This window comes from Synechocystis sp. PCC 7339, from assembly GCF_019924095.1.
In the GTDB taxonomy this organism is placed as follows: Bacteria; Cyanobacteriota; Cyanobacteriia; order Cyanobacteriales; family Microcystaceae; genus Synechocystis.
The window spans coordinates 2765835-2778221 of the sequence record NZ_CP063659.1 but is presented as its reverse complement, the minus strand read 5'-3'; the positions used below and the strand labels follow the sequence as shown (position 1 = coordinate 2778221).

The window sequence follows — 12387 nt, the reverse complement described above, 5'->3', positions numbered from 1 at the left end:
CTTTCCCTAGGGATTGGGGGATTTTTTTCTTTCTTTATAAGAACACAATTAATAAAGTTACTGTATATTGATTAATTTAATTGAATTGATAAAATTAATTTTTCTTAACTTAAAATTTGTCTTGTTTTAAATATTTAGATATTATCCAAGGGACTTGTTAGCCTTAATTTTTAATAGAAAATGTTTAGATCAGGAATTTTTCTGGAACTTCCAATACTCTCCAAGACAGCACCATTGCTGAGTCAAATTGCCGGTGATACGGCAAATATTGTCGGTGTAGCCGGAGAGAATCTAACGGAATCCCTAATTGGCTTGGGTAAAGCCCTGGTAATCCTAATTGTCGGTTGGTTGGTGGCCAATATCTGCAGAAGTATTACCACCAAAGCATTCCAAAAAACCCATTTGGACAATATCCTTGCCGCTAAATTTCTCGATAGCGACGAAGCCAAAACTCCCCCTGTGGAGCGATGGTTGGGAGACTTTGCTTTTTGGATTGTGCTCCTATTCACCCTAGTAGCTTTTTTTAATGCTCTGGATCTAGAAGCAGTATCGGAACCTTTGAACGGTCTGCTTGAACAAATTACTGTTTTCTTCCCAAGAATTATTGGGGCTTTAATTTTAGGTGCCTTGGCCTGGGCGATCGCCACTTTGGTTAAGCTTGTTTCCAGCAAGGCCCTGGGAGAATCGGGTTTATCCCAAAAACTGGGCCTGACATCCGAGGACGATGACTCAGAAAAAGCCACCAACGCCGCCAATAACTTGGGGGAAACCATCGGCAATGCCCTGTACTGGTTTATTTTTCTATTGTTCCTACCTTCCATTCTCAACACCTTGGGATTACAGGGAACTTTAGAGCCAGTGCAGGGATTGTTAGACCAAATCCTACTGGTACTGCCCAACGTCCTCGGCGCAGTCATTATCGGCACCGTGGGCTGGGTGGTGGCCAAAATTGTCAGTCAAGTGGTTACTAATTTGGCCGATGGCATCGGCATTGATAGTTTAGGAGAGCGTTTCGGACTGCGGGGGGGAGAAGGTCGCCAAAATTTGGCCGATATTCTCGGTGTTTTTGTTTATGTACTAATCTTGATTCCGGTGGCCATCACAGCCCTGGATGCATTACAGATTAACGCCATTTCTGAGCCAGCCACCGCCATGCTTGACCAGGTAATGGCTTTGTTACCCAAACTTTTTGCCGCCAGTGTGGTCATGGTTTTAGCCTTTGTGGCGGGGCAGTACGTTGCTAACCTAGTTAGTAGCCTGTTGAGTTCCATTGGTTTTGACAATCTCTTTGAACTGCTTGGCTTTAATCTCAATAGTCCTCAGGATTCCGTTGACCAATCCGTTGAAGTGGAGGGGGAACCTAAGGCAAACCTTCCCACTGGCGTGGCATTGAAAACTCCCTCCCAGTTGGGGGGCATCATCGTCCTAGTGGGCATCATGTTAGTGGCGACCCTAACGGCGGTGGATATTCTGCAAATTGCCGCCCTCACCACGGTGATGGGGGTCATTCTCCAGGTGGCGGCCCAGGTGTTAATTGGCTTGGTAATTTTCACCTTTGGTCTCTATCTGGCCAATTTGGCGTTTAAGTTAATTACCAGCACCGGCACCCATCAATCCCGCTTACTTGGCCACACCGCCCGTATTTCCATTCTGGTATTGGTTTCGGCCATGGCTCTGCAACAAATGGGCATTGCCCCCAATATTGTTAATTTAGCCTTTGGTCTTTTGACTGGTGGTATTGCCGTGGCGATCGCCTTAGCGTTTGGGCTTGGGGGTCGGGAAGTTGCCGGGGAAAAACTTCGTCAATGGCTGGATTCCTTTGATGAAGACAAGTAGCCGAAGCCCACTGGCCCCTAAATTGCTATGGGCAGTCTGGGGTTGGCAAAAATCAATAAGTTAGTGCTTATTTAGTCCCTGTTAGATAATAATGGGGACTTTTTTTTAGCCAAAAGCTTCCACTTTCTGCAAAAATTCCTGGGTTAATTTAATAAAAGCTTTAGAGCCCGCCGTATTGGGCATAGACGTAACCACCGGCATAAAACTATCCACGGCCTTGGCCACATTGACATCCATGGGGATAGACTGCTGAAAAAGTTGTCCTGGGGTAAAATCCGTTTGCACCCGTCGCATTACTTGGTTATAGTAACGACTCATCAAGCCGCCACCGGACAGGATGAATACCACTCCAATTAGGTTGATGTTCAGGGGATCATCGGACGCTTTATGGCTTTCTTTCAGTTTTTCAATTCTTCTTTCTAGTAACTGCATCCCCACCACCGATAAAGGTTCCGGGCGGGCCGGCAACAGATAAAAGTCACTGGCCGCAATGCCACTGCGGGTCAGCAGATTATAGCCAGGGGCACAGTCGAGGATGACAAAATCGTATTCTTCTAGCACCGGCGCCAACATTTCCTTGATCAACGTCCCCTCAAACTTATTCCACACCGTCTCAAAGTTCGGATTTTCCGTGGCGATCGCCGCTTGGTGGAGCTTTTCTGACACCAGATATTCATCGTAAAGTTCAATGTCTCCCGGTAGCAATTCCAAACCCTCAATGCCGCAGATTTCCGGGCAGATAATGTCAAAAATGTCCAACTTACTGTAAGGATTGGGCTGGATGGCATTGCCCAACAAATAACTGAGGGTTTTACCTTTTTTGCGAATACCGGCGAACTCATGGGGCGCCATCAAACTGAGGGTGGCACTAATTTGAGAATCCAAGTCCAGCACCAAAACCCGTTTTTGAAAATATTTGGCCAGACAGGTGGCTAAGTTAACGGTCAAAGTAGTCTTGCCGACTCCTCCCTTCATATTGACGGTGCTGATGATTTTGGCCATGGGCAATAGGAGTAATGAAAAACTTTGGCAATGTTACAGGCAAGGGGGACTATGGTAGGTAACCCTTCTAGCAGACAGAGCACTCCCGGTCTTAGGTTCCAGCTCAATAATCAAATAAAAAGTCAATGGATTCCATCGATCCCATCGGGGAAAGCCATGCCAGACCGAGCCGTCAGAAGGAAGATGAAGTTGGGCCAAATCTGCGCCAATGGCTCTTTGTTCTGCTGTGGACAGCCCTTAAATAAATGTTAAGAAATGCTCACTTAACAGGGTAAACCTTGACATGATTTCGCAAAAACGTAAAAATGGATACAGAAAGTAAATCGTTCATCTTCTCTTTTTGAAGAAGACGGAAGTAGGGATATATTCCTGAAGGAACGCGCCTCCTCTACCTTCAACAACAATTAGGAGCGCACTATGCAATTAAGTTACCGTGGAGTCAGTTACGACTACAATCCCCCCAAAGTGGAAACCGAAGTTTTGGGTCTAGTCGGCAGTTACCGTGGTTTGGACTATCGTTTCCGCCGCACCACTGCCAAAAACGTTATTCAGCCCAATGTCAATTTAACCTATCGGGGAGTTTCCTTTAACCCCGCTCGGGATTTACAGCCCGAACTGTACACTGCCAGCAAAAAAGTGGAAGTCGCTGCGGCCCCCAGCCAAATTTCTTTCCAAGATCGGGTCCGGGCCCGTCTGCACAGCAAAACCCAGGCTATTAAAAAACGCCAGCAATCTTTGTTGGTACGTTTAGCCGAGGAAATTGGTTTGAATACGAACCAAGCTGTTAACAGTGCTGTCCGCATCCAAGGTAAAGTTTTGGCGAATTTTCGTTCCGACTATGCCAGTCAAGGCGTGGCCATGAGCTAGTTTGATTTGACTTTCCGGCCCTAAGTTAGTTATTCTTACCTACTAATTAGTCGCCTCAATTATCCTATTTCCCCCTTGAGCACTACGCTTGGGGGGAATTGTTTTGCCCAGTTACTCATTCATATTGCGGTAAGTAGCCACGGCGGAAGGGGAAATACCATTCAAATAACGGAAGATCCAATATTTAAAGACTGTGTCTAAAATTACCGGAAAAGTAGCAATGAAAAGAAAGTTAAAATCTTGATTTTCCGGCAAGCCAAAATGACGGGCGATACTGGCTAAAATTACTTCCCAACCGTGGGGAGAGTGGAAACCAACAAACATATCCGTAAAAAGAATAATCAAAAATGCTTTAGCCGAGTCGCTCAAGCCATAGACAATTTCGTCAATAAATTCTTTTAAAACTTCGATTTCCCGTTTACTGTTGACCAAAACAAGCGAAAAAGCCACCAGGGAAAAAATATCAGCAAAAATATTGGCGATCGCATTGGTACTGACGCGGCGATAGGTTTCGGAAATTTCCTTGGCTTTTTCCGCTAGCTTTTCCTCTTTTTCTGCCGGGGAAAGTTTTTCGCCAAAACCCAATAGTTCTCGAAAGCGGAGGGATTCTTCAAAATGACTCAATTCTTGATAGGCTTCTGCTTCCATACTCTGGTTAATGAACACAATTTCGTTATTGCGCTCAAAAAATGATTCCACCGAAGGCAAAAGAAAAAATGTTTTAGTTAATTGGTGGGCTAGAAGGGGCACAATAATTAAGGTCAAAACAAATTTAATGGAAAGGGCAGTTTTATAGCGGGAATTGCGATACTGTTTGAGCACTTTTTGCTCTGTATCACTGGACTGGGGATCCATTTCCTGCTTCAGACGGTCGATGGTGCGTAAAAAAGAACGGGGTAAAACACCCGATTTTTGGGTAGCAGTGTCCACCTTTTGTTGGGTATCTTCCTGTCGAATATATTGAAAACCTTCCCGACGTTTTTTGTTGACTTGCCGTTGTTTGTTAGCAGCTATGGCGGGTAAATCTAGCACACCACCATTGGGAAGTTTCTTGGGGGGGTTAACCAGAGGGAGTTCACCGTCGTAGCGTTGCAATATGTCATCAACAAATTGCAGTTGATCGAGAATATATTCCGTTTGTGGATCCTGTTTAACTGCCGGATCTAGGCTCAAAATTTTGACAAATTCTTGATCACTGTTGAGGTGGTAAATTTCCTGCTCTATTTTCCTCAGATGCCTTTGGATCTGGTTAGCAAAATAGGTGACGGTGTCGGCACTGTAATCGCAATTTTCTGGCCCTATTTTTTTGCCTTGGAAGTATTGATCTTCAATTTCCTTTATTTTTAGCGCAGACCGGAAGGCTTGCTCCAGAGATTTTTGTGAAGATCTGCCAAACCACTGGGTTGCCCCTTGCCACCAATTTGTTAAATCCATTGACTGATGATTGGGTAAAAAAACAGCTAAGATGTTGTTTGATAAGGTTGTCTGATAAAGTTTTTGTTTTCGTTCAAGCTTCCCAAACTACGGTGGCCGAGGGTTTGACCCGTAAGGTTTTGGGATTGAGCAATACAGGGAATCTTAGCAGAACAAACGGGAACTATCAGGGGTAAAAAATTTGGCAGAAATAATCTGGCTAGAAGGGCTATCGCTCAGCGGTAAAACCCATCGATTAACCCAGTTATATGGCCAGTGGTGGCGAGGTTTAGAATTTCGCCGGGGTCTGGATCAACCGATTTTGGCTTTGGTATTGGCGGCTAATGGCCAAACCCGACGACGCTTAAGCCGCAGTTTGGAGGGGGAAATCGGCGGCGACGCACCGGTAATGGGCAAAACTCCCCTGGGAATGATGAGGGAGGATGTGCATTTATTTTGGCCGCTATTGCTAGAGGAAGGGATTACCCAGCAACTTTTTCCTGCCCAGTTGCGACCGGAAACAGAACAATGGTTAGCGATGGAACAATGGCAGAGTCAATATCCAGGGCGAGATAACTCCCTAAATGCGGCCCAGAGGTCTAGGTTAGTCCGTAATTTACTGGATTTGGGCCAGTTGGCGGGGGCGGCAGGTTGGTCCGATCGCCAGGTGCTGACACGATTGACAGCGGGGAAAATCCGGGTAACCCCAGGAGAAATTACCGCAGAAGAGGCGATCGCCTTTTGGCAACATTGGCAGCAATGGTGTTTGGAAAAAGGATTTTTAACCTATGGGCTAATTTTTCACTGTTATGGGCAATATTTACTGAAAAAGCCGCAATACCAGCAGTATTTACGCCAACGCTACGACGCAATTTTTGCTGATGACGTGGACGACTATCCGGCGATCGCCGTGGATTTGTTTAATCAGTTGCGACCCCATTGTTCCTGGGCTGTATTTAGTTTTAACCCAGATGGTCAGGTGCGCTTGGGATTAAACGCCGATCCCAATGCGTTGGCGATGCTTGCCCAGGGAGCTAAGGTGGAACGGTTGGAACGACCAACGGGCATTGCCCCCCAGTTATCGGCCCAAGTGTTGACCTTGCTCAAAGACCCCCGATCACCGGATATATTGCCTCCCCAGGTGCAAGCTTTACAAACTTTTTCCCGGGCCCAACTGCTACGGCAAACGGCGGATAAGATCATTGCAGCGATTCACCAAGGAGAAATCAAGCCCCAAGACATTGCCATCATCGCCCCCGGTCTGGACGAAATTGCCCGCTACAGTTTTTTAGAAATTTTTAACAAAGCTGGCATCGACATCATTGCCCTCAATGAGCAACGCCCCCTCACCAGTGCCCCCTTAATTCGCAGTTTATTAACTTTGTTGGCTCTGGTGTATGACCTGGGGGAATGGGCCCGCCGGGAGCAGGTGGCGGAAATGTTGGTGATGCTGAGTGAACGGCGTTCTGGAGGTCACATCAAGCTGGCGATCGATCCTGTGCGGGCAGGGCTATTGGCAGACACTTGCTACGCCATTAACCCCCAAACTCCGGCCCTGATGCCCATAGAGCAATATCCCCGCTGGGATCGTTTCGGCTACCAAGCCAGCCAAGCCTATGGCGCTTTACGGGATTGGTTGACCAAGCAAAAACAAGCCCTAATTCAGGAAACTTTGTCGCCGGTCACCATGCTAGATAGAGCGATCCGTGAACAACTTCCCCCAGAACATCAACTCACCTATGGGGAATTAACTTCCCTACGGGAACTGATGGAAACTCTCCAGCACTTTTGGCGGGTGCAGGGCAAACTCCAAAGCGATGCTTGCCGTGACGGGGAAAGTCTACCCCAGATCAAGGAAAAGCTGGCCCTATTTTTACAACTGCTCGGTCAAGGTACGGTTACTGCTCAGCCCCGACCGGATATTCCCGACTGGCTACCCCCACCGCCGGCTATTACCCTGGCGACCATTTATCAATATCGTTCCCTCCGTAGCCAACACCGCTGGCACTTCTGGCTTGATGCTGGCGATCGCCTCTGGGAAATGGGGGGAGCATCCCAGTTGTTTGGATCACCACTGTTAATACGCCATCGAGAACCCAAGCCCTGGACAGAACCGGAACAATTACAGTGGGACCAGGAACGCTTTGAGCGAATCGTGCGGGATTTATTAGCCAGGGTGACGGAAAAACTAGTGCTCTGTCACAGTGAAATTAGTGTGCGCGGCACAGAACAGGTGGGTAGGCTCTTAAATATTATCCAACGGGCCCACAACCTATAGATTTGAGCAGAATTGAAATTTGTTTATGCTATGGCCACTGCCCGCAAATTAGTTTTGACCTTTAGTAATAAATCCTGGGGTAAAAAAGGCTTTTGCAGATTATCATTAACGCCAGACATTTTTGCCTTGATGTTATGGACTAAATTGTCATTCTCCACCATCAACATAATTGGTACCCCCTTGAGTTGGGGAGATTTACGACAAAGGGAAGCCAACTGATAGCCATCCATTTTTTCCATGTCAGCGTTAATCAAAATTAAATGAGGATTTTGACCTTGGAGGGAAGCCAAAGCCTTAAATGGATCAGTGATAGTGTTAACTCGATAACCGCTTTTTTCTAAGGTATATTCAACAATTCGTTGGTGAGTTTGATTTTCATCCACACTGACCACCAAAGGACGATTATCAATGGCAATTTCCTGATATGGGAGCATGGTGATGTCACCCGTCTTGATTAAGTTTCGCATGGCGATCGCCAATTGAAGAGTGCTCAATTTGGTGGCACTGGCAATGTCATAAAGGCAGTGTAAATCCTCCAAACTCTGCTGAAAAATTTTCCAGAATTCTTCTGTGGTCTCGAAATTAGATCTGGTCAAAATCCCCTGCAACTTCCGGACATCCTGCACCAAAGGCCGTTGAAAGGGAGAGTTAATCTCTGAGCGTAGCTCCCACCAGTAGCTCACCTTTTTTTCGATGGGACTCACCGCCTGCTCCAGATTTAGGTTCAAAAAAAGATGTCTTAATTTGTTGTTAGGATCTAGGCGATACTCGGTTTTGGGTAGGGAAAGGGCCTGGACTAGAGCCTCTTGGGTAAACTGGGTTAACACTGACCGGGTTTGCTGAAAGGAAAAATATTTTCTTTTCCATAGCTCACAGATATAGTTGTAATCACTGTCCAACTGGGTCGGTAATTGCAGATGACCCTGCTGGAACAACTTACCCAACATATAATTCAGACGCTTGCCATTACCCACCGCGCTGTTGGCAAAATGTATCTTGCCGTTGCCCAAGTAAATCTGCCAATCAACAAATTCGTCAAAGGGATTGCGGATAACCAATTGACCAGTGAATTGCTCGGCCATTAACTGCTCCAACAGTTCCCGAGGAATTGCCCGTTTAATCTCATTATCTTGAGATTTTGGAAGCCTAGGAAGCGGCAATTGATTAGCCATGGCACGATCCTCGAAAAAGGGCAGGGTCAAAGCGGTCATAAAAATTTTGAAGTTAGTATCGATTTAGCTAGAGATAAACGACGGAGCCGATGCCCGCAATTTTGAAAACCTACTAAGCGGCGATCGCTTTGGTCGAAGTTCTGGCAGGAGAACAATGGTGGAGATAGTGAGTCATTCTGTCTTCATTGAGGGGACAACTAAAGAAAAAGCCCTGGAGCACATCACACTGCAAAGATTGAAGTAAATGGAGTTGGCTTTCCGTTTCCACACCTTCCGCCACCACAATCAAATGCAAACGTTGGCCAAGGTTGATGATGCTTTCGAGGATAACTTCCGCCTTTTGGTGCATCTCTAGATCCGCTAAAAAAGACTTGTCAATTTTTAGGGTGTGGACAGGTAGTTCCTTCAGCACCGATAGGGAAGAGTAACCAGTACCAAAATCATCGATCGCCAAACGCACTCCCAACCGTTGCAAGTCACAAAGAACCCCAATAGTGTGCTGTAAATCTTTAAAAATTAATCCTTCGGTCACCTCCAACTGCAGTTGGGCTGGGGGCATGGCCGTTTCCTCCAAAATCCGCTGGACTGTCTCGACAAAGTCAGCTTTCTGCAACTGTTGCAAGGATAAATTCACCCCCAACAAAAAGGGAGGCACCCCCTGGGCCTGCCACATTTTATATTGACGACAAGCCGCTCCCAACACCCATTCGCCAATGGCCGTCACCAGTCCCACTTCCTCCGCTATGGGAATGAACTCTGTCGGGGAAACACTACCCAACCTATGATCTTGCCAGCGGATCAGGGCCTCTACCCCCACCAAATTAATTCCCTGCCCATCCCATTGGGGTTGAAAATCCAGGCTGAAACCACGCTCTGTCACTGCTTTAGTTAGAGCCTGTTTAATATATTGCTTGCGCTCAAAATAATCATTGCTCTCCTCTGTGGAAGCTGGAGTGGTAATCTCAGGCTGAGAAAAATTATTCTCAGACAAAGACCGGGGAAGGCGTGGAAATATAAACATAGATTTTCCGGGATTCAATGGAGATGACTCCGGGGGAGGAGTTTGGCGACTGGCGGACTCTCTGTTGAGTCCTACCTAGGGCCAGGGACAAAGCAGAATCAACACATAGGATTAATAAGGAAAAATCTTAAGATTTTCTTAAGACTTTACACCAAGATTATTAAGAGATTGTTAAGCCACTGTTAAGAATTGTAACAGGGTTTCAGGAGGGAGGCAATCAGCTAATGGATTCAATCCCTTTGCTCAGCTAGAACCTAGGCTTTGTGGATAAATTCAATTAACTGGAGTGGATATTAACTAGCCTGGCGATTGATAATCCGTAACATTGAGCACGTTTACCTTTTGATGGTGGGACAATATGCACAAAAGATTTGTTGAAGTTGCGTTACTTGCATTTTAAGGTTGACTTTGATAGCAAAACGCTGACAGGGGTCATTGAAGTCAAAGTTGGAGTGGGCTTGAACCATCCCATTTGTTCGGATAATGGTTTTATGGAGTTGAATTGAGTTTATTCTATTCACGACTGGTAGATATGGTCGGTATCAACTATCACCTTTGATCCATAAATTAGGGGGCAAAGGAGCAGTCAAGATTATGCTCTCTTGGGTACGGGGATGGAGAAAACCCAGTTGGTAGCTGTGGAGGGTGTAGCCGCCGTCACTTGGTCGGGCTTTGGCTTGGGGATTGATGGGAAAACCACCGGGGCCGTAGAGGCGATCGCCAAGCAAAGGGTAGCCCAAGCTGGCCAGATGAATGCGAATTTGGTGGGGTCGGCCTGTGGTAATGGCCACTTCCAACCAGGTTTTTTCGGGGGAGCGGGCTAAAATGCGGCCGTAACTGTGGGCTGATTTTCCGTAGGCAGTGGCGGCGTAGATGTATCCCAGTTGAGGGTAGGGAATTTTACCAATCGCCTGATGACAATCAAATTGTTCCGGTAGGGGGCAGGGACCAATGAGGGTGCGGTAAATTTTGCGGCAAAGATTTTCCCGAAATTGACGACTGAGTTCCCGCCGGCCCAGGGCAGAACGACCAAGCAACAAAAGCCCCGAAGTGCCGGTACCCAGGCGATGCAGGGGAAACAAGGACTCCTGGGGAAACTGAATTTTTAGTTGTTCCAGAACTGTGTGGTAAACAAAATCTCCCCCCGGCAGAACCGGTAATCCCACTGGCTTATCAATGGCCCAGAGGTCTTCATCTTGGTACAACACTGGCAAAGTTAGGGGCACATCCGGCTCAGCCCAGGGCGATCGCCAATAAGTGAGAGTCTGCCCCGCTTGCAAAGGATAGGAGGGATTAACGGTTTTACCATCTACTTCAATTTGCCCCAGTTCAATGCGTTCTTGCCAAACCTGGCGATCGGAATGGCCATAGCGTTGACTGTAGAAATCCAACACTGTTTGACCCACCACTTTGGCGTTGATCCGGTCAGTGTAAAGCCAACCTTGATTAAGCTTATTTCCCAATCAATTGCTCCTCAATTTTCCCCCTTAAGCATAGTGTTACAAAAAAAGTCTTTGAGGGGAGTCCAGGTAAGGCTCGCCACAGACATTGAATAAAAGCTATTATTGTTTTGCCAATCATTGATATTTGTCGGGTAAATTTAACTCTGTCAACTGCCTATCTCAGATTTAAAACTGCTCCATAAATTGACGGTCAATGTAATCCTTAAGCTGCCACCAACAGTGGCCGCAACTAGCCCAAGGCCCCCAAAGGGCGATCGCCTTGCCATCTCCAGTACCCAACAAACTCAAATATTGGGATTGGGGGATAAATGGTTTAAGGGTTTGGCCGAGGAAAAATCGTTGCAAATTATCAAACAATGGTTTTCCCTGACGTACCGCAAACACCCCCGCTTTAGGCCGTGGATGGTCGATCATAGTCGCCACATCCCCCGCTGCAAAAATATGCCGATGGGCATAGTTCTGTAAGGTTGGTTTGACGGAGATGAAGCCCTGGCCATCTAGACTTAAGCCGGATTGGGGTAACCAAGGGGCCGAGCTGGCTTGGGTAACTAAAAACACGCTATTGACCGATCGCCAATGGTCATCGCTCCAAAGTTTGTAACAGGTTAATGGACTATCAGCGGGGAAAAACTCGGGCTCAATGGTGGTGACAGGGCAATTTAGTAACACGGTAATATTTTGCTTCGCTAACAGTCTGTCAATCAGTTTTCTGCCCTGGGCACTGTGGTGGGGCAAAAGGGTCGCGCCCCGTTGCCAAATTTGCACATCCAAAGCCATGGCCGGGAAAAGCTTCGCTAAACGAGCTTGCACATTAAAGGCCAACTCCACGCCCCCAGCCCCTCCCCCAGCGATCGCCAAGGTGAATTTTTCCGGTCGTTTTTGGTCAATGTTCTGCAACAGAGCTTGCCAAGCGGACAAAAATTGGGGCACTGGCTTAGCGGGAATGCCATACTCCGCCCCGGCAATATTATCAAGGAAGGGAGTACTACCAATGTCCAGGGCAAGGCAATCAAAACTTAATTGTTTCCCTTGCTGAGTGGTCAACAAATTGCGCTCCGGGTCAACGGCGATCACCCTATCTTCCACAAAGTTAACCCCTGCTGAAGCACACAGTCTGGGTAAATCAATATGACTTTCGACATGGGAATAAAAACCCGCCACATGCCCCGGTAACATACCGGAATAGGGAGTTTGGCTAACATCGCTGATTAACGTTAGATCCACAGCAGCCAGGGGACGGCGACGCCAATGTTTGAGCACCAAAGCATGGCTATGGCCTCCCCCCACCAGCAGCAGTTTTTTGGCCATTGTTGTTGCTCAACTAGATCGGCAGTG

9 protein-coding genes and 1 riboswitch are annotated in these 12387 nt (G+C 47.0%); of the genes, 3 read left to right on the top strand and 6 right to left on the bottom strand.

Annotated features, from left to right (window positions below; all coding sequences use genetic code 11):
* The first annotated feature begins 180 nt into the window (after positions 1-180).
* Entirely contained in the window at positions 181-1836 is a 1656-nt protein-coding gene (locus IQE94_RS13150) for a mechanosensitive ion channel (RefSeq protein WP_212721125.1), read from the top strand.
* A 105-nt stretch (positions 1837-1941) separates the two neighbouring features.
* On the opposite strand, the gene IQE94_RS13145 is transcribed toward IQE94_RS13150, so the two are convergent.
* Positions 1942-2838, bottom strand: a complete 897-nt coding sequence (locus tag IQE94_RS13145; protein WP_212721126.1) for a ParA family protein — start codon at positions 2836-2838, stop codon at positions 1942-1944.
* A gap of 322 nt (positions 2839-3160) precedes the next feature.
* Positions 3161-3222: riboswitch (Glutamine riboswitch) on the top strand.
* Between the two features lie 33 nt (positions 3223-3255).
* Between IQE94_RS13145 and IQE94_RS13140 the strand changes: the two genes are divergently transcribed.
* The gene (locus IQE94_RS13140) at positions 3256-3705 is read left to right on the top strand and encodes a DUF4278 domain-containing protein (protein ID WP_212721128.1); all 450 of its coding nucleotides are present in this window, start codon (positions 3256-3258) and stop codon (positions 3703-3705) included.
* A gap of 111 nt (positions 3706-3816) precedes the next feature.
* On the opposite strand, the gene IQE94_RS13135 is transcribed toward IQE94_RS13140, so the two are convergent.
* Positions 3817-5139, bottom strand: a complete 1323-nt coding sequence (locus IQE94_RS13135; RefSeq protein WP_212721130.1) for a proton extrusion protein PcxA — start codon at positions 5137-5139, stop codon at positions 3817-3819.
* Positions 5140-5320: 181 nt separating this feature from the next.
* Between IQE94_RS13135 and IQE94_RS13130 the strand changes: the two genes are divergently transcribed.
* Complete coding sequence (locus IQE94_RS13130) at positions 5321-7396, top strand: recombinase family protein (protein ID WP_223342099.1); 2076 nt, start codon at positions 5321-5323, stop codon at positions 7394-7396.
* Positions 7397-7419: 23 nt separating this feature from the next.
* Here the strand turns inward: IQE94_RS13130 and IQE94_RS13125 are convergent, their stop codons facing one another.
* The 4 genes from IQE94_RS13125 to IQE94_RS13110 all read right to left on the bottom strand — a co-directional run bounded on the left by IQE94_RS13125 (position 7420) and on the right by IQE94_RS13110 (position 12360).
* Positions 7420-8607, bottom strand: a complete 1188-nt coding sequence (locus tag IQE94_RS13125; protein ID WP_212721131.1) for a response regulator — start codon at positions 8605-8607, stop codon at positions 7420-7422.
* 73 nt (positions 8608-8680) lie between these two features.
* Positions 8681-9589: a bifunctional diguanylate cyclase/phosphodiesterase gene (locus IQE94_RS13120; protein ID WP_212721132.1), complete on the bottom strand. Its 909-nt coding sequence runs from the start codon at positions 9587-9589 to the stop codon at positions 8681-8683.
* Between the two features lie 542 nt (positions 9590-10131).
* Positions 10132-11052 carry an RluA family pseudouridine synthase gene (locus IQE94_RS13115; RefSeq protein WP_212721133.1) on the bottom strand — a complete coding sequence of 307 codons (921 nt, stop codon included), beginning with the start codon at positions 11050-11052 and terminating at the stop codon, positions 10132-10134.
* 165 nt (positions 11053-11217) lie between these two features.
* Positions 11218-12360 (bottom strand): FAD-dependent oxidoreductase, encoded by a 1143-nt coding sequence (locus IQE94_RS13110; protein WP_223342098.1) that lies wholly within the window; start codon positions 12358-12360, stop codon positions 11218-11220.
* Positions 12361-12387: the final 27 nt, after the last annotated feature.

What these genes read in the sequence shown, in the direction of transcription:
- IQE94_RS13150 (WP_212721125.1), top strand. Translation starts at nt 181, where the DNA reads ATGTTTAGATCAGGAATTTTTCTGGAACTTCCAATACTCTCCAAGACA.
- IQE94_RS13145 (WP_212721126.1), bottom strand. Translation starts at nt 2,838, where the DNA reads ATGGCCAAAATCATCAGCACCGTCAATATGAAGGGAGGAGTCGGCAAG.
- IQE94_RS13140 (WP_212721128.1), top strand. Translation starts at nt 3,256, where the DNA reads ATGCAATTAAGTTACCGTGGAGTCAGTTACGACTACAATCCCCCCAAA.
- IQE94_RS13135 (WP_212721130.1), bottom strand. Translation starts at nt 5,139, where the DNA reads ATGGATTTAACAAATTGGTGGCAAGGGGCAACCCAGTGGTTTGGCAGA.
- IQE94_RS13125 (WP_212721131.1), bottom strand. Translation starts at nt 8,607, where the DNA reads ATGACCGCTTTGACCCTGCCCTTTTTCGAGGATCGTGCCATGGCTAAT.
- IQE94_RS13120 (WP_212721132.1), bottom strand. Translation starts at nt 9,589, where the DNA reads ATGTTTATATTTCCACGCCTTCCCCGGTCTTTGTCTGAGAATAATTTT.
- IQE94_RS13110 (WP_223342098.1), bottom strand. Translation starts at nt 12,360, where the DNA reads ATGGCCAAAAAACTGCTGCTGGTGGGGGGAGGCCATAGCCATGCTTTG.